Source organism: Homoserinibacter sp. YIM 151385, from assembly GCF_027912415.1.
Classification (GTDB): domain Bacteria; phylum Actinomycetota; class Actinomycetes; order Actinomycetales; family Microbacteriaceae; genus Schumannella.
Genome location: NZ_CP115175.1, coordinates 2,245,357 through 2,265,105, shown reverse-complemented (window position 1 = coordinate 2,265,105; position 19,749 = coordinate 2,245,357). Strand labels below are relative to the sequence as shown.

15 protein-coding genes are annotated in these 19,749 nt (G+C 73.8%); 9 read left to right on the top strand and 6 right to left on the bottom strand.

What is annotated here, in order from left to right; genetic code table 11:
- Positions 1 to 33 precede the first annotated feature (33 nt).
- From OF852_RS10985 to OF852_RS10970, 4 genes are all read left to right on the top strand, one after another.
- A complete protein-coding gene (locus OF852_RS10985; RefSeq protein WP_271119201.1) occupies positions 34 to 225 on the top strand; it encodes a hypothetical protein in 192 nt (63 codons plus the stop codon).
- Between the two features lie 45 nt (positions 226 to 270).
- Positions 271 to 978 (top strand): SOS response-associated peptidase, encoded by a 708-nt coding sequence (locus OF852_RS10980; protein ID WP_271119200.1) that lies wholly within the window; start codon positions 271 to 273, stop codon positions 976 to 978.
- Between the two features lie 74 nt (positions 979 to 1,052).
- Entirely contained in the window at positions 1,053 to 2,492 is a 1,440-nt protein-coding gene (locus OF852_RS10975) for a lipase maturation factor family protein (protein ID WP_271119199.1), read from the top strand.
- 9 nt (positions 2,493 to 2,501) lie between these two features.
- Positions 2,502 to 3,938 carry a phytoene desaturase family protein gene (locus tag OF852_RS10970; RefSeq protein WP_271119198.1) on the top strand — a complete coding sequence of 479 codons (1,437 nt, stop codon included), beginning with the start codon at positions 2,502 to 2,504 and terminating at the stop codon, positions 3,936 to 3,938.
- Positions 3,939 to 3,981: 43 nt separating this feature from the next.
- On the opposite strand, the gene ypfJ is transcribed toward OF852_RS10970, so the two are convergent.
- The 4 genes from ypfJ to OF852_RS10950 all read right to left on the bottom strand — a co-directional run bounded on the left by ypfJ (position 3,982) and on the right by OF852_RS10950 (position 11,666).
- Positions 3,982 to 4,857 (bottom strand): KPN_02809 family neutral zinc metallopeptidase, encoded by an 876-nt coding sequence (ypfJ, locus tag OF852_RS10965; RefSeq protein WP_271119197.1) that lies wholly within the window; start codon positions 4,855 to 4,857, stop codon positions 3,982 to 3,984.
- 32 nt (positions 4,858 to 4,889) lie between these two features.
- Positions 4,890 to 5,597: a lysophospholipid acyltransferase family protein gene (locus tag OF852_RS10960; protein ID WP_271119196.1), complete on the bottom strand. Its 708-nt coding sequence runs from the start codon at positions 5,595 to 5,597 to the stop codon at positions 4,890 to 4,892.
- A gap of 12 nt (positions 5,598 to 5,609) precedes the next feature.
- The gene (recQ, locus tag OF852_RS10955) at positions 5,610 to 7,442 is read right to left on the bottom strand and encodes a DNA helicase RecQ (protein ID WP_271119195.1); all 1,833 of its coding nucleotides are present in this window, start codon (positions 7,440 to 7,442) and stop codon (positions 5,610 to 5,612) included.
- 198 nt (positions 7,443 to 7,640) lie between these two features.
- The gene (locus OF852_RS10950; protein WP_271119194.1) at positions 7,641 to 11,666 is read right to left on the bottom strand and encodes an ExeM/NucH family extracellular endonuclease; all 4,026 of its coding nucleotides are present in this window, start codon (positions 11,664 to 11,666) and stop codon (positions 7,641 to 7,643) included.
- 159 nt (positions 11,667 to 11,825) lie between these two features.
- On the opposite strand from OF852_RS10950, the gene OF852_RS10945 reads away from it, so the two are divergent.
- The 5 genes from OF852_RS10945 (at position 11,826) to OF852_RS10925 (ending at position 16,850) form a co-directional block, all read left to right on the top strand.
- On the top strand, positions 11,826 to 12,740 hold the full coding sequence (locus OF852_RS10945; protein ID WP_271119193.1) for an EamA family transporter: 915 nt from the start codon (positions 11,826 to 11,828) through the stop codon (positions 12,738 to 12,740).
- Between the two features lie 112 nt (positions 12,741 to 12,852).
- Positions 12,853 to 13,422 carry an ECF transporter S component gene (locus tag OF852_RS10940; protein ID WP_271119192.1) on the top strand — a complete coding sequence of 190 codons (570 nt, stop codon included), beginning with the start codon at positions 12,853 to 12,855 and terminating at the stop codon, positions 13,420 to 13,422.
- 40 nt (positions 13,423 to 13,462) lie between these two features.
- Positions 13,463 to 15,208, top strand: a complete 1,746-nt coding sequence (locus tag OF852_RS10935) for an ABC transporter ATP-binding protein (protein WP_271119191.1) — start codon at positions 13,463 to 13,465, stop codon at positions 15,206 to 15,208.
- Positions 15,205 to 16,056: an energy-coupling factor transporter transmembrane component T family protein gene (locus tag OF852_RS10930; protein WP_271119190.1), complete on the top strand. Its 852-nt coding sequence runs from the start codon at positions 15,205 to 15,207 to the stop codon at positions 16,054 to 16,056. The genes OF852_RS10935 and OF852_RS10930 overlap by 4 nt, the downstream gene beginning before the upstream one ends.
- Positions 16,053 to 16,850: a siderophore-interacting protein gene (locus OF852_RS10925; protein ID WP_271119189.1), complete on the top strand. Its 798-nt coding sequence runs from the start codon at positions 16,053 to 16,055 to the stop codon at positions 16,848 to 16,850. The genes OF852_RS10930 and OF852_RS10925 overlap by 4 nt, the downstream gene beginning before the upstream one ends.
- A gap of 130 nt (positions 16,851 to 16,980) precedes the next feature.
- Here the strand turns inward: OF852_RS10925 and OF852_RS10920 are convergent, their stop codons facing one another.
- A complete protein-coding gene (locus OF852_RS10920; RefSeq protein WP_271119188.1) occupies positions 16,981 to 17,403 on the bottom strand; it encodes a GNAT family acetyltransferase in 423 nt (140 codons plus the stop codon).
- A gap of 135 nt (positions 17,404 to 17,538) precedes the next feature.
- Positions 17,539 to 19,641, bottom strand: a complete 2,103-nt coding sequence (locus tag OF852_RS10915) for a DEAD/DEAH box helicase (RefSeq protein WP_271119187.1) — start codon at positions 19,639 to 19,641, stop codon at positions 17,539 to 17,541.
- Between the last annotated feature and the right edge of the window lie 108 nt (positions 19,642 to 19,749).

The window sequence follows — 19,749 nt, the reverse complement described above, 5'->3', positions numbered from 1 at the left end:
CCAGGGCGCGCACCCCGCGCGCGGGAGGCGACGATGGCACCCGAGTACAAGTTCACGACGTTCCACCCCGGCAACGGCGAAGCCGATCAGCAGGCGCAGGCGATCACCGATCAGCTGAACCGCTGGTCGGGGATGGGATGGCGCGTGCAGCAGGTGATCCGGCCGGGCGTCGTGGGGGCGGTCAGCTTCCTGCTCGTGCGCGACGGCGAGCCCGCCGAGGACTGAGCCGAGTCCCTCGCGGATGTCGGCGGCACGCGCGAGACTTGCCGCATGTGCGGACGCTTCGCGAACGACGCCGAGACGAACGAGATGATCGAGCAGTTCGTGCTCGAGGGCAACGACTACCGCGACTGGCAGATCAGCTACTCGATCGCGCCGACCGACACGGTGCCGATCGTCCGCGAGCGCGCCGACCGCGCGAGCGGCGAGATCTACCGCGGCCTCGAGCCGGCCGTCTGGGATTTCCGCCCGGCCTTCATCACGGAGCCGAAGCGCCCCAACTTCAACGCCCGCCTCGAGACGGTCGCGACGAACGGGATGTGGAGGTCGGCCTTCGCGGGCTCCCGCTGCATCGTCCCGATGCGCGGCTACTACGAGTGGACGGGCGAGAAGGGCGACAAGCAGCCGCACTACCTCCACCGCCCCGACGGCGCGCTGCTCGCCGCCGCGGGCATCTGCACCGCCCGCAAGGTCGAGGGCGCGTGGGAGGTCTCGACCGCGATCATCACCCGCGAGGGCGTCGACGCCTCGGGCGAGGTGCACGACCGGATGCCGGCCTTCCTCACCGAGGAGGTCTACGGCGACTGGCTCGAGCCGGTCAAGCTGGATGCGGGCCGCAGCGAGCAGACGCTGGCGATGCTCGAGCGCGTCTCGGCGGAGGTCGCCGCGACCATGATCGCCGACGAGGTCGACCGCCGGCTCAACAGCTCGCGTGCGGTCGACCCGGCGGATGCCTCGCTCATCGCGCCGCTCGCCTGAGCCCGCGCTCCTGAGCCCGCGCGCCCGAGCCCACGCCGCTCCCGGACCGCGGTGCCGGGGCGTAGCGTGGCCGCGTGGACGGCGCACTCCCCTGGCTCGACGCGCAGGGCTTCGAGCTCGCCCGCCAGGTGCTGCAGCGCGGCACGGCGGGCGTCTTCGCGATCGCCTACCTGTCGACGCTGCTCCAGTTCCCGGCACTGCTCGGCGAGCGCGGACTCCTGCCGGCGCCCGCCTTCATCGCGCGGAACCGCGATCGCCTGCGGCCGACGCTGTTCCGCTGGGGCTACAGCGATCGCCGCCTGCGAGCCCTCTGCCTGGCCGGCATCGCCGTCTCGCTGCTGCTCGTCGCCGGCATCCCCCAGCAGGGTCCGCCGTGGGCGCCGATGCTCGCCTTCCTCCTGCTGTGGATCGGGTACCTCTCGATCGTGCACATCGGGCAGGCCTTCTACGGCTTCGGCTGGGAGATGCTGCTCTGCGAGGCCGGTTTCGTCGTCGCCTTCCTCGGCTCGGACGCGGTCGCGCCGCCGCTGCCGGTGCTCGTCATCTGCTGGTGGCTCGTCCTCCGCCTCGAGCTCGGGGCGGGGCTCATCAAGCTGCGCGGCGGCCGGGAGTGGCGCGACCTCACGGCGCTCATGTACCACCACGAGACCCAGCCGATGCCGAACCCGCTGAGCCGCCGCATCCACCTGCTCCCGGCCTGGTTCCACCGCGGCGAGGTCGTCGCGAACCACATCGTGCAGCTCGCTGCGCCGGTGCTGATCTTCGCCCCGCAGCCGGTCGGCGCCATCGGTGCGGCGGCGATCATCCTCACGCAGGGCTGGCTGCTCGTCAGCGGCAACTTCTCCTGGCTCAACGCGCTGACGATCGTGCTCGCCGCCTCCGCGCTCGGCGACGGCGCGGTGCGCCTGATCCTGCCGGGGCTGCCGGCGCCCGAATACGCGCCGACGCCGCTCTGGTTCGCGGTCGTCGCGGGGCTGGTGGCGCTCGGGCTCGCGCTGCTCTCCATCCCGGCGGCGCGCAACCTGCTCTCGCGCCGCCAGCTCATGAACGCGAGCTTCAACCGCTGGCAGCTCGGGAACGCCTACGGCGCCTTCGGCACGGTCACGAAGGTGCGTCAGGAGGTCGTGATCGAGGGCACGACCGCCGAGCGGCCGGAGGAGGAGGACTGGATGCCGTACGGCTTCCGCGGCAAGCCCGGCGACGTCCGGCGGGTGCCTCGGCAGGTCGCGCCGTACCATCTGCGGCTCGACTGGCTCATGTGGTTCCTCGCGCTCGGCGCCCCCGGCGAGCACTGGTTCCGCCCCCTCCTCCGGCGCCTGCTCGAGGCCGACCGCGCGACCCTCCGGCTCCTCGCGCACGACCCCTTCGGCGGGCGCCCGCCCCGCCTCGTCCGCGCCCGGGTCTTCCGCTACCGCTTCGCGACGCACGCCGAGCACCGCGAGCACGGGGTCGTGTGGATGCGGGAGGCGCGCTGGACGCTCGTCGACCCGGTCTCGCTCGATCCGGGCGACTAGCCTGGAGCCATGATCGACGCGACCGTCGTCGGCGCCGGCCCCAACGGGCTCGTCGCGGCCGTGACGCTCGCGCACGCGGGGCTGCGGGTGCGGCTCGTCGAGCGCGGCGAGCGGGTCGGCGGGGGGATGTCCTCCGCCGAGCTGACGCTGCCGGGCTACCTCCACGACGTGTGCTCGGCGGTGCACCCGGGTGCGCTCGCCTCCTCGTTCTTCCGGTCGTGGGGGCTCACCGAGCGGGTGCCGTTCCGCATCCCCGAGGTCTCCTACGCGCATCCGCTCGACGGGAGGCCGGCCGCGCTCGCCTATCGCGACCTCGATCGCACGGTCGCCGAGCTCGAGGAGGACGGCCCCGCCTGGAACCGCATGATGCGCCCCCTCGTCGACCGCTTCGCGGGGGTGCAGGATTTCACCGGCAACCAGCTGCTGCGGGTGCCGCGCGACCCGATCGCGGCCGTCCGGTACGGGCTCCGCAGCCTCGTGCACGGGCCCGCGCCCGCGCTCGCCGGCTTCCGCGGCCAGGCCGGTCCGGCGCTCTTCGCGGGCGCCGCGGCCCACACGGTCGCGCCGCTCCACTCGCTCGCGAGCGGCGGCGCCGGCCTCATGCTCGCCGCCTTCGGCCACACCGTCGGCTGGGGGCTCCCGGTCGGCGGCTCGCAGGCGATCGCCGACGCGCTCGCCGCCGACCTCGTGGCGCACGGCGGCGAGATCGTGCTCGGGCAGCATGTCGGCTCGCCCGCCGACCTCGAGCCGAGCGCGGCGACACTGCTCGACACGAGCCCGGCGCACCTCGCCCGCTTCGGCGAGGACCTCCTCCCCGGCGGCTACCGTCGCGCGCTCGAGCGCTGGCCGCGCGGCGACGGCGTCGCGAAGGTCGACTTCGCGACGAGCGGGCCGATCCCGTGGTCGGACCCCCGGGTGGCGACGGCGCCGACCGTGCACCTCGGCGGCACGCGCGCCGAGATCGCGGCGGGCGAGCGCGACGTCGCCCGCGGCCGGGTGCCCGAGCGGCCCTACGTGCTGCTCGTGCAGCCGAGCTTCGAGGACCCCTCGCGCGCGCCCGCCGGGCACCACACGGTGTGGGCGTACATCCACGTGCCGGCCGGCTCCGAGGTGGACGCGACCGAGCTCGTCACGCAGCAGATCGAGCGCTTCGCCCCCGGGTTCCGGGATCTCGTCGTCGCCTCCGCCTCGCGGAGCGCCGCCGAGCTCGAGGAGGAGAACCCGAACGACCCGGGCGGGGAGATCATGGGCGGACGGATGTCGATCTGGCGCCTCGTGCGGAGGCCGGTGCTCTCGACCGTGCCGTGGCGGACGCCCGCACCGGGGCTCTTCCTCGCCTCCGCCTCCACGCCGCCGGGGCCCTCGACCCACGGCATGAACGGCTGGTTCGCGGCCCGCACCGCCCTGCGCGACGTGTTCGACATCCACGACGCCCCCTTCGCCTGAGCCCGCTTTCCCCCGGGCGGGCCGTCGTGGGCGCCGAGCGGAGCTAGAGTCGGCCGGCCGGCACCGAGAAGGTGTCGCAGGCGCCCGGGCCCTCGGTGCGACCCGTCTCGAACCAGGCCTGGCGCTGCTCGCTCGCGCCGTGCGTCCACGCCTCGGGGTTCACCTGCCCGCTCGTCGACTCCTGGATGCGGTCGTCGCCGACCGCCGCGGCGGCGCTCAGCGCGTCGGCGATCTGCTGATCCGTGACCGGCTCGAGGAAGGTCCTGCCCGCGTCGTCCTCGATCGTCTCGGCGGCGCCCACCCACGCGCCCGCGTAGCAGTCGGCCTGCAGCTCGAGCCTGACCCCGTCTGACGCCGGGCCGGTCGACTGGCGGTCGAGGCCCTCCATCGCGCCGGACAGGTTCTGCACGTGGTGGCCCCACTCGTGGGCGACGACATAGAGCTGGGCGAGGGTCCCGTCGTTGGCGCCGAAGCGGGTCTCGAGCTCGTCGAAGAAGCCGGTGTCGATGTAGACGCTCGCGTCGGGCGGGCAGTAGAAGGGGCCCACCGCGCTCGAGGCGTTCCCGCATCCCGTGCTGACGCTGCCGGAGAAGAGGACGATCTGGCTGCCCTCGTAGCCGCGGAGCTCCCCCTCCCAGTAGGTGTCGAGGGATGCGGCGGCGCCCTTCATCCGGCAGTCGATCTGCTCGTTCGCATCGGACCCGGTGTCGCACTGCTCGAGCGTGTCGACCGGACCTTGCTGGGTGCCGCCGCCGCCCGTCAGCGGGCCGACGAGGCCCGAGACGTCGACACCCGTGAGCTGGCTGATGACCGCGACCGCGATGACGAGCAGGATGCCGCCGCCGCCCGCGATCCCGGCGGTGCGGCCGCGACGACTCACGCGCCCCTTGCTGATGTCGGAGTCGTCGTTGAAGGTCATGGCGACAACCTAGTGCGCCACCGCGCCCGCCCCTAGAGCCGTTCGCGCCAGAAGACCCGTTTCACACGTTCCGCGATGGTCTGCGCCGGGGGCTCGTTGTAGACCGGCGCCATGTCCTGGCCCGACATCGCCTGGATGCGGCGCATGACCTCGTCGGTGAGCTCGCGGCGGACGCGGCCGGAGCGCGCCTCCCCGAAGGCCGAGGCGTCGATGGGCTCGCCGAACTCGACCGTCACCTTCGCCCTGTGCAGGCGGCTCGAGCCGACCGGCTGGAGCTGCTCGGTGCCGGTGAGCGCGACCGGCACGATCGGCACGCCCGCCGTGAGGGCGAGGTAGGCGACACCCGTGCGGCCCTTGTAGAGGCGGCCGTCGAGCGAGCGGGTGCCCTCGGGGTAGATCGCGAAGGCGTCGCCGGCCTCCAGGATGCCGAGGCCCGCGTCGAGCGCGTCCTGCGCGGCCTGCCCGGCGCCCCGCTCGACGGGCACGGCCCCGACGCCGGTGAAGAACCAGCGATTGAGGGCGCCCCGGAGGCCGCGGCCGGTGAAGTAGTCGGATTTCGCGAGGAAGGAGACGGAGCGCGGCGCGACGAGCGTGATGACGACGCTGTCGATGAAGGAGCGGTGGTTGGAGGCGAGGATGACGGCACCGCGGCGGGGCACGTTCCGTCGGCCGATCACCTTCGGCCGGAAGGCGACGCGGGCGGTCGGCGAGAGGATCGCGCGGGCCAGGGTCTTCAGCACGCGACCAGTCTGTCACTCCGGCATGCCGGCAGCGGCATGTGCTGCCACGACCGCGAGCACATCCGCCCCGTACTGCTCGAGCTTCTTCTCGCCGATGCCGGAGATGCCGCCGAGCTCCTCGATCGAGGCGGGGGTCACGAGCGAGATGCCGCGCAGCGTCGCGTCGCCGAAGACGATGTAGGCGGGGACGCCCAGCTCGCGCGCGACGCCGGCGCGCCACTCGCGGAGGCGCTCGAAGAGCGGCAGGGCCTCGCTCGGCAGCTCGGCCGCGGCCTTCGACTTCGCGCGCTTCACGACGCGCTCGGGCTCGCGGCGGAGCCGCACCTCGCGCTCGCCGGCGAGGACCGCCGGGGCCTCCTGCGTGATCCCGAGCACCCCGTACTCGCCCTGCACCGCGAGGATGCCCTGCGCGAGCAGCTGGCGGACGACGCCGCGCCACTCCTGCTCGGAGAGCTCCTCGCCGATGCCGTAGGTCTTGAGCTCGTCGTGCCGGTTCTGGCGGATGCGGTCGTTGTCGCGCCCGAGCAGGATGTCGATCAGGTGGCCGGCGCCGAAGCGCTGGTTCCGCTCCCGGTCGAGCCGCACGATCGTGGAGAGCAGCTTCTGCGCGGGGACCGTGCCATCCCACGCCTCCGGCGGCGCGAGGCAGGTGTCGCAGTTGCCGCAGGCGATGGAGGGCTGGCCGAAGTAGCCGAGCAGCTGCACCCGGCGGCACTCGACCGTCTCGCAGAGCGCGAGCATGGCGTCGAGGTGGGAGCTCAGCCGGCGCCGGTGGGCGAGGTCGCCCTCCGACTCGTCGATCATGCGGCGCTGCTGCACGACGTCCTGGAGGCCGTAGGCGAGCCAGGCGGTCGAGGGGAGGCCGTCGCGGCCCGCGCGCCCCGTCTCCTGGTAGTAGCCCTCGACGCTCTTCGGCAGGTCGAGGTGGGCGACGAAGCGGACGTCCGGCTTGTCGATGCCCATGCCGAAGGCGATCGTGGCGACCATGACGATGCCCTCCTCGCGGAGGAAGCGCGCCTGGTTGCGGCGGCGGATGCCGGCGTCGAGACCCGCGTGATACGGCAGCGCCGGGATGCCCTCGGCGACGAGCGCGTCGGCCGTCTTCTCGACCGACTTCCGCGAGAGGCAGTAGACGATGCCGGCATCGCCCGGGTGCTCCGTCCGCACGAGTCGCAGCAGCTGCTGCAGCGGCTGCGCCTTCGACTCGATGCGGTACTGGATGTTGGGGCGGTCGAAGCTGGAGACGAACCACTCGGCATCCCCCAGCTCGAGCCGCTGGGCGATCTCGTGGCGCGTCGCCTCCGTCGCGGTCGCGGTGAGCGCGATGCGCGGCACCGCGGGCCAGCGCTCGTGGAGGACCGAGAGCGCCAGATAGTCGGGCCGGAAGTCGTGCCCCCACTGCGAGACGCAGTGGGCCTCGTCGATCGCGAAGACGGAGACGTCGACGCGGTCGAGGAGCGAGAGCGTCGACTCGAGCTTGAGCCGCTCGGGGGCGAGGTAGAGGATGTCGATCTCACCGGCCTGGAGCTCCTGCTCGACGAGCCGGCGCTCATCCGGATCCTGGGTCGAGTTGAGGAAGGCGGCCCGCACGCCCACGGCGGAGAGCGCATCCACCTGATCCTGCATGAGGGCGATGAGGGGCGAGACGACGACGCCGGTGCCCCGCCGCACGAGTGCGGGGATCTGATAGCAGAGCGACTTGCCGCCGCCCGTCGGCATGAGCACGAGCGCGTCGCCGCCGCCGACGACGCGGTCGATGATCGACGACTGCTGCCCTCGGAACTCCTCGTAGCCGAAGACGCGGCGGAGGACGTCGAGCGGGGCCTCGGGTGCGGCGGTCGTCATGCGCTCAACTGTACGGATCGCCGCCGACGCGCACGGGCCGGCATCCCCACGGTGTGGACGGCATCCGGTCCTCGCGCCTGGTGACGACGCCCCTCCCGCGCCACGATCACCTCGCAAGAGACACGTCTACGGCGAAGGGGACGGCCCCGTAGGACCGTCCCCCGCGCGATAGACGTGTCTATCGCGGCCGGAACCCAGCTAGAGGGCGAGCAGGATCGAGGGCCAGGAGACGGACTGCTCGAAGCCCTCGCCCTCGAAGGTGGCGGTGAGGAGGTGGATGCCGCGCGTGAGCTTCGCGAGCTTCGCCGTGGCCTTCCCCGCGTCGCCCTCGTCGAGCTGGATCGTCTCGACGACCTTCGCGCCGTCGCGGATCACGAGCTCGCCCACGGGGGCCGAGCCGTCGTCCGCCGTGACCCGGACGCGGTAGTCGACCGTCCCGTCGAAGGTGATGAACTTCGACGCGGAGGCCGAGGTCCAGGTGGAGACCGGCTCGACCGGCTCGACCGGGCCGCCGTCCTGCTCCGCGACCGTGATCGCGTAGGGCACCGCGGTGCCTTCCGGGCCGCCGATCGTCAGCAGCAGCTCGCCCGCCGCCGCATCCTCGGGCACCGTGAAGCTCACGGTCGCCGCACCCTGCTCGTCGTAGGCGTCGGTGATCGCGAAGGCGATGGGCGCGGAGCCCAGCACCTCCTCGCCCGCCGAGACGGTCGCCTCGCCCGAGGTCGGGCCGCCCTTCGAGAAGAGCAGCGAGCTGAGGTCGAGCGAGACCTCCTCGCCCGGCGCGTAGCCCGCCTCGTCGGCGGGGGCGGATGCCGTCACGCCGAGCGAGCGGTTGCCGAGGTCGGGCGAGACGGGGCTGTTGGCCGAGAAGTAGTCCACGAAGGCCTGGAGGTCGATCCGGCCGGAGTCGGCGCGATTCGTCCCCTCGGCGAAGGTGAAGAACTGGTCGCCGCCGCCGCCGAGGAAGGAGTTCGTGACGACCTTGATCGTCTGCTCCGCCGTGACCCGCTCCCCGTCGAGGTAGACGGCGGTGATCCGCTCGCCCGCCGCCGCATCCGGGTCGTAGGTGTAGGTGAGTCCCTCGGAGAGCCCGAGCTTGAGGAACGGCCGCGACAGGCCCGCGGGCTGCCACTGCTCCTCGAGCACCTGCTCGAGCTGCGCGCCCGTCAGGTCGAGGGTCACGAGCGTGTTCGCGAAGGGCTGCACGACGGCGGCCTCGCGGTAGGTGACGTTGCCGTCCGGGTCGTTCGGCCCGGTCGAGGCGTAGTTCAGATCCGCGCGGATGCCGCCCGGGTTCATGATCGCGACCTGCGTCCCGAGGTCCTGCGTCTGCTCGAGCTGCACGTCGGCGATGAGGTTGCCGAGGGTCGACTCGGCCCCGCGGTTCTCGCCGCCCGCCGCCTGCTGGCCGCGGGTGATGTCGCCCGTGATGGAGCCGAGCGAGACGGCGCCCTCGACCTCTGCGACCGCGACGGCATCCGCCACGATCTCGGCGATCGCCGGGTCCGGCTCGGCCGCGCCGACGAGCGGCGCGATCTCGGCGCCGATCTCGAGCAGCTCGCCCGAGTCGGGGTCGACGGTCATCGAGAGGAGCCCGTAGGCCTCGCCGTACTGGCCCGACTGGATGACCGGCATGGTGCGGTCGCTGCCGGGGACGGGGATCTCGTGCACGTACTGCTGGTGCGTGTGCGCCGAGACGATCGCGTCGACCTCGCCCGCGAGCCCGTTCACGATCTCGCCGAAGGGGGTGTCGCCGGTCGCCGACTCGATGGTCGCGTCGCCCGCGCCCTCGTGGACCAGGAGCACGAGCACGTCCGCCTCGCCGTTCGCCTCCTCGCCGTCGCGGAGGTCCTCCGCGACGCGGGAGACCTCGTCGACGATCGAGCGGAACTCGAGCGTCGCGATGCCGTCGGGCGAGACGAGGCCCGGCATGTCCTCCGTGATGGCGCCGATGAAGCCGACGCGCACGCCGTCCCGCTCCTCGATCGCGTACTCGTCGAAGGCCGGCTCGCCGGTCTCGCGGTCGTAGACGTTGGCGCCGAGGTAGGGGAAGTCGGACTCGGGGATGAGGCGGTCGTCGACGTCATCGCGGCCCTGGTCGAACTCGTGGTTGCCGAGCGCGGTGGCGTCGAGGCCGATCGCGTTGAGCGCGTCGATCGTCGGCTGGTCCTGCTGGATGAAGGAGGTGAAGGTCGAGGCCCCGACGCTGTCGCCCGCGGAGACGACGAGCGTGTTCGGGTTCGCCGCGCGCAGGTCGCGCGCGAGCCCGCCGAGCACGGCGGCACCCGCCGCGGGCGGCGCCGCCTCGATGCGGCCGTGGAAGTCGTTGAAGCTCAGGATGTCGATGTCGACCGGCTGCGCGGGCGCGTCCTCGGCCGAGACGCCGACGAGGATCGGGTCGTGGTCGCTCGAGCGGTACGGGGTGCCCGCCTCGGCGGCGCCGAACCCGTAGCCGCGATCGCTCCACTCGGCGGCGTTGATGCCCCAGACGCCGACGCCGGCGACCTGCTCCGCGAGCTCGGGGGTCGCGATCGCGTGGTCGAGGGAGCCGAGCTGCCCGTCGAAGCTGTAGGTGTGCTGGCCCTCCGCCTTCGCCGGCACGAGGTCGACGAGCCCGGCGCCGGTGAGCGCCTGGATCGGGTCCTCCTGGCCGTAGGCGTTGAAGTCGCCGAGGAGGAGGACGTGCGGGCCCTTCTCGTCGTCGGCCCGGATGTCCTCGACGAGGCCGGCCACGGCCTCCGCCTGCTCGACGCGCTCCGCGTTGAAGAAGCCCTGGCCGTCGGCGGGCTGCGTGCCCGAGCCGCTCTTCGACTTGAAGTGGTTCGCGACGACGGTCACGTTCGTCCCGCGCGCGACCTCGAAGGTCTGGGCGATCGGCTCGCGCGCGATGTCCCAGACGTCCTCGTCGATCTGCGTGAAGCTGTCGCCGACGGGCGTGACCGCGGCGGGCTTGTAGATGATCGCGTTCGTGATGAAGTCGGTGATCGCGGCGTCGTCGAGCTCGGCCGGGGTGGGCACGAAGTCCCAGGCCCCCTCGCCGGCCTCGGCGTTGAGCCCCGCGACGAGGTCGGCGAGCGCCTCGTCGAGCTCCTCGCCGAGCTTCACCGAGTTCTCGATCTCCTGGAGCGCGACGACGTCGGCATCCAGCCCGTTCACGGCGCGCACGATCTTCGACTTCTGGATCGCGAAGGCCTCCGCGTCGGCCGCGCCGCGCGCGTCGCCGCCGAAGGTCGTGAAGTAGTTGAACACGTTGAAGGCCGCGAACTGCACGTCGCCGCCGACCTCGGGCGCCGCCTCGGGCCGCGGGTTCGCGGGCTCGAAGGAGGGCTTGTACGCGGGCTTCGAGGCGTCGTTCAGCGCGATCTGCGGCTGGAGCCGCCAGTCGTCGAAGCCGTAGCCGAGCACCATGGGCTTCTTCGAGGGCACGAAGACGTCGCCGTTCCGGACCACCGTCTCCTTCGTCAGGTACGGCTGCGTGCCCGGGTGGGCGCCGTTCGTGACCTGGATGCTGTAGCCGTCGTCGACGAGGAGGCGCTTGGCCTTGTTCTCGGCGGCGATCGCGGCGGCCTCGGGGCCGGCATCGACCTGATCGGTCGCCTGGACGAGCTCGCCGCCGGCGCTGAGCCAGAGGGAGCCGAAGTTGTAGGCCTGGTGGGTCGAGCCGAGCACGTAGGTGCCGCTCGGCTTCACGAGCATGCCCTCGTAGGACTCGCGCGCGTCGCCGAGGACGGTGTCGGGGAGGCTTGTGACCTTGGGGAGCTTGTAGCCCGAGTCGACGACCTCGACGCTGCCGGCGGCGGTCGCGGTCACCTGCGTCTGGCCCTGGTACTCGCCCGCGCGGCCGGTGACGGTGGCCTTGTCGCCGATCTTCACGCCGGGGAAGGCGCCCGAGCCGGTGAAGACGAAGAGGCCGTCGGAAGCGCCCGTGCGCGCCGTCTTGCCGCCGCCGGAGCCCTGCGTCTGGAGGAAGAAGCCGTTGTAGCCGCTCGGCGCCGGGTACACGGCGGTGACGATGCCCTGCACCGTGACCGTCTGGCCGTTCAGGGGCGTCGTCGCCCCGGGGCCCTGGACCTGGGCGATGGTGTGGGTGACGGTCGCCGCGCTCGCCGCGGGAACGGCCAGCGGGGCGACGGCGAGGGCGCAGGCGGCGGCGACCGCGAGCGCGACCCGGCGGAAGCCGCCTCGCCTCGTGGACGCCGCAGCGGCGGGAGTGGGCTCGGACAACTCGGTTCCTCCGTTTGCGGGGGTCTGACGGGGTGCTCGGGTTCTGCCCCCGGATGGGGGGCATGGCTCACCTTAGATCGGGAGCGGATTCTGCGGTAGTGCTCAGCTCGTTTCGTCGTCCAGCGTTCACCGAGCCGCCGACACCGGCAGAATGGCTCGGTGATCGCTGTCGTCGTGGGGCTCGCGAGCGCCCTCGTCTACGGCGCCGGTGACTTCGTGGGCGGCATCGCATCCCGACGCATCCTGCCCGTGCGGGTGGTCGCGCTGTCGGCGGCGACGGGCATCGTGCTCCTCGTGCCGCTCGCGCTGCTGATCCCGGCCCGCTGGTCCGAGGAGGCGATCGTCTGGGGCGCGCTGAGCGGCGTCGCGAACGCGGGCGGACTGCTCCTCCTCTATGCGGCGCTCGCGATCGGGCCGATGAGCGTGCTCTCGCCGATCACGGCGGTGCTCGCCGCGATCGTGCCGGTGGGGGTGAGCCTCGTGCTCGGCGACGCACTCTCGCCGCTCGCGGCGGGCGCGATCGGGATGGCGCTCGTCGCGGTCGTGCTCGTGAGCCTCGTTCGCGGGCCGGAGGGCGACCGGGTGGGCGCGGCGCCGGGTGCCGCGGGGGAGGCCGGGCCGGCTCGCGCGGCCCGCGTCAGCCCCCGGGGCCTCGCCTACGCGATCGGCTCGGGCGTGCTCATCGGCGTCATCATCGTGCTCCTCGACCAGGCACCGCACGACTCCGGCGTCGTGCCGCTGCTCCTCAACCGCTCGGCGAGCTGCCTCGTGATCTCGACGATCGTCGTCGTGCTCGCGCTCGTCGCGCGCCGCCGTGGCGTGCCGCTCTCCGCCGGCTGGCGGGCCGGCATCCTCGTCGCCCCCATCTGCGGCGTGCTCGACGTCATCGCGAACTCGCTCATCCTCACCTCCCTGCGGCTCGGCGAGCTCGCCGTGACGAGCGTGCTCGCGGCCCTCTACCCGGTCGGCACGATCGCGCTCGCGGCCGTCGTGCTCCGCGAGCGGGTCTCGCCGGTGCAGTGGTGCGGGATCGGGCTCGCGATCATCGCGGCGGCGCTGCTCGCGGTGGCCTAGCCGGGCCCGTCGGCGGGTGCCGCCCGCGCGCGGTAAGGTGAGCCTTACCCGCGGACGGGATCGGGTGCGCCCGGTGCCGCCGCACCGCACGCCCGCCGACCCGAGGACCGCCATGCCCGCCGCGCCCGCACGACCGAGGACGAGGTCCTCCTCGCGGCTCCTCCTCGTGTGCGCCGCGCTCGGCGCCGCCGGCGCGCTGCTCGCGATCGGGCTGAGCTGGGCGAGCATCGTCGCCGCCCCCACCGCCCTCTTCTTCTACGCCGCGACGACCGGCGTCTACGCCATCTCGGCGCTCGTCGCGCAGCGGCTCCTGCAGGCGCCCGGCGCCGGCCTCCTCACCGCACTCGTCACGGGACTCGTGAGCGCGCCCTTCGCCTTCGGCGGCTTCGCCCACCTCCCCCTGTTCCTCGCCGTCGGCGCCGCGATCGAGATCCCCTTCGCGCTCACCCGCTGGCGGGTCTGGACGGGCTGGTGGTTCTGGATCGCGCACCCCCTCGGCCTCCTCGCCATGAGCGCGCTCGCCTTCGCCGCGCTCGACGCGGGCCGCGTCCACCTCTGGGTCTACCTCGTCATGTGGGCCATCGCGATCCTCACCGCCGCCGCCGTCACGGGCGCCGCGCAGTGGATCGCGTGGCAGCTCCGCCGGGCCGGGCTCGGCGCCGTCCGGAAGGGCCGCGCATGAGCACGTCCGCCGCTTCCGCGCGGGAGGAGCCGAGAGCGGCATGAGCACCCCGGCGCCCCTCCGACTCGAGGGCGTGCGCATCCGCCACGAGGACGGCGGCCCCGCGACGCCCGACGGCGTCGACCTCGTCGTCCGGCCGGGCGAGGCGGTGCTGCTGCTCGGCCCGAGCGGCTCGGGCAAGTCGACCCTCGCGCTCGCGCTCGACGGCCTCATCCCGCACGCCGTCCCGGCATCCCTCGAGGGGCGCATCCTCGTCGCGGGGCTCGACACGGCGGAGCACGAGGTCGGCGAGCTCGCGGCGCACGTCGCGATGGTGTTCCAGGACCCGGACGCGCAGATCGTCACCGGCACCCTCCTCGACGAGGTCTGCTTCGGGCCCGAGAACCTGCTCGTGCCGGCGGCGGAGGTGCTCGAGCGGGCGGAGCGCGCCCTGCGCACGGTCGGGCTGTGGGAGCGCCGACTCGAGAACCCCGACCGTCTCTCCGGGGGCGGACGCCAGCGCCTCGCGATCGCCTGCGCGCTCGCGCTCGAGGCGCCCGTCATCGTGCTCGACGAGCCCACCGCGAACCTGGACCCCGTCGGCATCGACGAGGTCTACACGGCACTGCGGGGCGTCGTCGCGGGCGGCGAGCGGGCGATCGTCCTCGTCGAGCACAACCTCGACGCGGCGATGGAGCTCATCGACCGGGTGCTCGTGCTGGATGCCGACGGCCGCTCCGTCCTGGACGGTCCGGCCGCGCTCCTGCGCACCGAGGCGGAGCGGCTGCTCGAGCTCGGGGTGTGGCTGCCGGTCGCGACCCTCGCGGCGCTCCGGCTGCGCGAGGCGGGTGTGCGGCTCGAGCCGCTGCCGCTGACGCCGGCGGAGCTCGCGGCGGGGCTGGATGCGGTACACGAGCTGCCGCCCCTGCCGCTCGTCGAGGCGCGCGCGACGGCGTCGCAGGCGCCTCGGCCGGCGGAGGTGGCGGTCGCCGGCCTCACGATCGAGCGGGGCGGCCGGCGCCTCCTCGACGGCATCGCCCTTGAGGTGCCGGCCGGCGAGCTGCTCGCGATCGTCGGCGAGAACGGCGCCGGCAAGACGACGCTGCTGCAGGCGATCGCCGGCGTCGTCCCGCCGCCGCGGGGCCGCATCCGGACCGCCGGGCTCGACCCGGCGCGCGCCGACCCGCGCGAGCTCGCCGCCCACGTCGGCTTCGTGTTCCAGAACCCGGAGCACCAGTTCATCCGCGCGACCGTCGCCGAGGAGCTCGCGCACGCGCTCGAGCTCCAGCGCCGCGACCCCGCCGAGATCGCCGAGCGCGTCGAGGGGATGCTGCGCCGCTTCGGCCTCGCCGCCCACCGCGAGCGGCACCCCTTCCTCCTCTCCGGCGGGCAGAAGCGCCGCCTCTCCGTCGGCACCGCGCTCATCGCCGGCGCCCGCGTGCTCGCCCTCGACGAGCCCACCTTCGGCCAGGACCGCGAGCGCGCCGCCGAGCTGCTCGACCTGCTCGACGAGCTCCGGGGCGAGGGCACCACGATCCTCGTCGTCACCCACGACATGCAGCTCGTCGCCGATCACGCGACCCGCATCGCGGCACTCCGCGCCGGCCGTGTCGTCGCCGAGGGGGATGCCGCGGCCGTCCTCGCGGGCGCCGCGCTCGAGGAGGCCGGCCTCCGCCATCCGCCCCTCGGCCGCGCCATGCGGGGCCTCGCGCGGCACGCGACGTGGCGGGGCATCTCGCGACTCGCGGAGCTGCCCGGGGCGCCCGGCGCGCCCGGCGCGCCCGGCGCCTCGGGAGCCCGCGGATGAGCGCGCTCGCCCGCGGCGGCGTCGACCCCTACGCGGAGCGCGTCGACCACGGCCCGCTCCGCTTCCTCCACCGCCTCAACCCGCTCGCGAAGGTCGCCGGCCCCCTGCCGCTCATGGTCGCCGTGATCTTCACCCGCGACCTCGGCGCGCCGCTCGGACTGCTGCTGCTCGCCCTCCTCCTGCTCCTCATCGGCGCGCACCTGCGGCCGCGCGCCGCCCTCGCCGTGCTGGGCGGCATCCCGCTCGCCGTCCTCGTGCTGAGCTTCAGCTTCGGGCTCTGGGCCGACCCCGTCGCGACGCCCGGCGGGCCCGCGCTGCTCACCGTCGGCTCCTACCAGCTGCGGCTCGGCGCCTGGCTGGTCGGCCTGGCGACCGCGCTGCGGCTGCTCGCGCTCGTCGCGCTCTCGCTCCTCGCCGGACTCACGACGACCGGCCCCGACCTGGTCCGCTCGATGGTGCAGCAGCTGCGGGTGCCCTACCGGATCGGCTACACGGCGCTCGCCGCCTTCCGCTTCGTGCCGCGCTTCGGACACGAGCTCGACGTCATCCGCCGCGCCCACCGCATCCGCGGCATGGCCGGCGGCCGCGGCCCGGTCGCGGGCCTGCGTCGCCGCATCGGCTACCTGGTGCCGCTGCTCGCCGGCGCGATCCGGCACGCGGAGCGCGTCGCCCTCGCCATGGATGCCCGCGCCTTCGGGGCGCACCCCTCCCGCACGGAGCGCCACCGCATCCCGTTCCGCCCCCGCGACGTCGTCTTCATCGTCCTCGTGTGGGTCGCGGGCGCCGCGGTCCTCGTCGTCTCGCCCGACCTCGTCCACCATCTCGCCCCCGCACTGGAGCTGCCATGAGCAACATCGCCGTCACCCACGCCCCCTCCGGCCTCGTCCGGGCGACCGTCCTGCGCACCGAGCGCGTGACCCCGAACATGGTGCGCGTCACGATCGGCGGCGACGATCTCGGGCGCTACGAGTACCAGGGCTTCGACCAGTGGTTCCGGCTCGCGCTGCCCGTCGACCAGTCGACGAGCTTCGAGGGGATGCCGCAGCGCTTCGGCATCGGCGGGTACCTCAAGTACCTGACGCTGCCGAAGACGAGCCGGCCGGCGATCCGCAACTACACGGTGCGGGCCTTCCGGCCGGCGTCGCGCGAGCTCGACATCGACTTCGTGTCGCACGGCGACGAGGGGATCGCGGGGCCGTGGGCGGCAGCGGTCGAGCCCGGCGCCGAGGTCGCCTTCATCGATCAGGGCTGCGGCTGGGCGCCGGTGCCGTCCGACTGGGTGCTGCTCGTGGCCGACGAGAGCGGCCTGCCCGCGGTGGCCGGCATCCTCCGCGACCTCCCCCGCGACGCGGTCGGGCACGCGATCATCGAGCTCTTCGACGAGGCGGATCGCCAGGATGTCGGGGCGCCGTCGGGCGTCGAGGTGCACTGGCTCGTGCGCGAGGCCGGGACCGACCCGGGCTCGGCCGCGCTGCGGGCGCTGGAGGCGCTCGAGTTCCCGGCGGGCTCGCCGTACGCCTTCGCGGTCGGCGAGCAGGCGCTCGCGGCGGGGGCGCGCCGGCACCTCGTGCAGGGCCGCGGCGTGCCGAAGCAGCACGTCACCTTCTCCGGCTACTGGAAGCGCGGCGTCGCCGCCCGCTGACCCCGGCGGGGTGGCGCCAGAGACATGTCTCCTGCGCGAGGGACCGCCGCATCCACCGGTCCGGGGCGCTGCAGACATGTCTCTTGCGCTCGGTGCGGCGGGATGCGGGATGCGGGATGCGGGATGCGGCTCAGTCGTCGGGGATGAGTCGCCGGCCGAGCGAGACGCTCGCGTCGCGCACATAGCCGAGCGCCGCGTAGAAGGCGAGCGCATCCTCGTTGGTGTCGCGCACCTGGAGGTTGAGCTTCGGGCAGCCGCGCTCCAGGAGCAGCCGCTCGACCTCCGCCATGAGCGCCCGCGCGTGGCCGAGCCGCTGCGCGCTGGGGTCGACGGCGAGGTAGTTGACCCAGCCGCGGTGCCCCTCGTAACCAGCCATGGCGGTTCCGATCACGGCATCCTCCTCGTCGACGCCGACGAGGAACAGCTCGCGCTGCACGGCGAGCTTCCGCTCGATGTCGCGGTGCGGGTCGTTCCAGGGGCGGACGAGGCCGCAGGCATGCCAGAGGGCGACGACCGCCTCCGTGTCGGACTCCTCGAAGGCGCGGATTCGCATCCCACCACGCTAGCCGCCGCGCTTCTCGCCCATGCCCCCGCAACAGACATGTCTCCCGCTCCAGGGACAGGCCGGTGAGGCCGTCCCCGCCGCGAGAGACATGTCTATTGCGAGAAGGGAGAAGGGAGGTGCGGGTCAGTCCTCGTCGTCGGACGCCTCGGCGAGGATCCCGGCGACCTCGGCGACGAGCGCGTCGCCCGGGCGCACCTCGGTCCACTCCGCCTCGATCTCGGCGCGCTTCAGGAGATCCTGCGTGCGGCGACGGCGGTTGAACGGCACCAGCGTGACGACGACGCCGTCCTTGCCCGCGCGGCCCGTGCGGCCCGAGCGGTGGAGGTACGTCTTGTACTCGTCGGGGGCGTCCGCCTGGACGACGAGCTCGATGTCGTCGACGTGGATGCCGCGGGCGGCGACATCGGTCGCGACGAGCACCGAGGCCCGGCCGCTCGTGAGGCGCTCGAGGTTGCGCGTGCGGCGCGACTGGTTGAGGTCGCCGTGGAGCGCGACGGCACGGATGCCCTCGTCCTCGAGCATGTCGGTGAGGTCCTCCGCGAAGGCGCGGGTGCGGGCGAACACGAGCTTCTTGCCGGGGCCGGAGACCAGCTCCGCGAGCACCGACTGCTTGTCGCGCTGGTCGAGCATGAACACGCGGTGCTCGATCGTGGAGGCGTCCTGGCCGTCGTTCGCGACCTCGTGCACGGCGGGCTCCGACAGGAACTCGTCGACGAGCGTCGCGACGCCGGAGTCGAGGGTCGCCGAGAAGAGGAGCTTCTGGCTGCCCTCCGGGGTGCGGCGGATGAGGCGCTGCACCGGCTCGAGGAAGCCGAGGTCGCACATGTGGTCGGCCTCGTCGAGCACCGTGATGGCGATCTGCGAGAGGTCGAGGCGGCCCTGCTCCACGAGGTCCTCGATGCGGCCGGGCGTGCCGATCACGATGTCGACGCCACGCTGCAGCGCACCCACCTGGCGGGGGTAGGGGACGCCGCCGTACAACTGCGTCGTGAAGAGGCCGACGCTCTGCGCGATCGGCTGCACGGTGCGGTCGATCTGGAGCGCGAGCTCGCGGGTCGGCGCGAGGATGATCGCGCGCGGGGCGCGGCCCGGGCGACGGCGCTGGCCGGGGGCGGCGTCCGCCTGCATCTGCATGAGGCGCTCGACGAGGGGGGCGCCGAAGGCGATCGTCTTGCCGGAGCCCGTGCGGCCGCGACCGAGGACGTCGCGCGCCGCGAGCACGTCGGGGATCGTCGCCGCCTGGATCGCGAAGGGGCTCACGGCGCCGAGCTCGGCGACCGCGCGGGTGATGTTGCCGCCGAGGCCGAGATCGGCGAAGGTCATTCCCTCGACGTCCTGGGCCTGGATGGCCTCCGCCTCGAGGCGCTCGAGCACGACGTCGTCGCGCTGCGCCTCCTTGGCCTTCGCCTCGGCGCTCGGGTAGAAGGAGCTGTCATCGCGGCGCACGGGGCGCTCGTCGCGGCGGTCGCGGTCGAAGCGACGCGGGGCGCGGTCGTCACGGTCGAAGCGACGCGGGCGGTCGTCCTCGAAGCGCCGGGCGGGGCGCTCCTCGCGGTCGAAGCGGCGGGGCGCGCGGTCGTCGCGGTCGTCGCGGTCGAAGCGTCGGGGCGCACGGTCGTCGCGGTCGAAGCGACGCGGCGCGCGGTCATCGCGGTCGAAGCGACGCGGCGCACGGTCATCGCGGTCGTCGCGGCGCACGGGGCGCTCGTCGCGGTCGAAGCGACGCGGGCCGCGATCGTCACGGTCGTCCCGACGGGCCGGGCGCTCCTCGCGCTCGAAGCGGCGGGGCGCGCGGTCCTCCCGCTCGAAACGGCGGGGCGCGCGGTCGTCGCGGTCGAAGCGACGCGGCGCGCGGTCGTCACGACCGCCGCGGTCCTCGCCGAAGCCACGCGCGTCCTTGCCGCGGGGCTCCCAGTTGGGGCGCTCGCCGCGTGCGGGGCGCTGCGTGCGCTCGCCGCCGCGGAAGCCGCCGGAGCCGCGGTCGTCGCGGCCGCCGCGCTCGTCACGCGAGCGCTCGCCGCGCGGACGCTCGGCGCTGTGGCCGCGGGCGGAGCGCTCCTCGGCGCTCCAGCGCGACTTGCGGCCGGCATCCCCCGACTCGGCGTCGGGGCGGTAGCCGCGGTGCTTGGGGCTCGGGCCGCCCTTGCCGGCGCGCTTGGGGGCGCCGAAGGAGCGGGCGGAGGAGTTCGAGGGCGCGCGTCGGCCGCCCTTGTCGTTGCTGGGCATGGTGATGCTGTCTTCCGGTGTTCGTCGAAATGAGGCACCGCGGGCCCTGGGGCGCGCGATGAGAACCCGGGCAGTCGTCGACCGGGGCCGTTTTCTCTCGAATGAGTC